Below are 265 nucleotides of genomic sequence, written 5' to 3' on the forward strand. Positions count from 1 at the left end.
TACCGCGTTTATTACGCAAAAATGCCTTGAATGATACCCAATGGCAGCAAGTGTTTTTAGCTTATTTTGCTGCGCAAGCAAGTGATGAGTTAACCGCTAAATACCAACATTTAGGTAAAAAGTTACAGGCGCATGCGCACACGGCTTATTTAACCCAAATGGCCAAAACAGGGCAGTTAGCAAGCATCGAAAATGAGCTAATTAAATTACTCAAGCAAAAACAGCATGATGAGCTGGCTTATATTTTAAGTGAAACTGCACCAAG

1 protein-coding gene is annotated in these 265 nt (G+C 40.0%); it reads left to right on the forward strand.

The features are described from left to right. A partial coding sequence (locus SB749_RS19730; RefSeq protein WP_410711799.1) for a hypothetical protein occupies window positions 1-265 on the forward strand: 265 nt, incomplete at both ends.

Source organism: Brevibacterium sp. SIMBA_078 (assembly GCF_046534565.1).
In the GTDB taxonomy this organism is placed as follows: Bacteria; Actinomycetota; Actinomycetes; order Actinomycetales; family Brevibacteriaceae; genus Brevibacterium.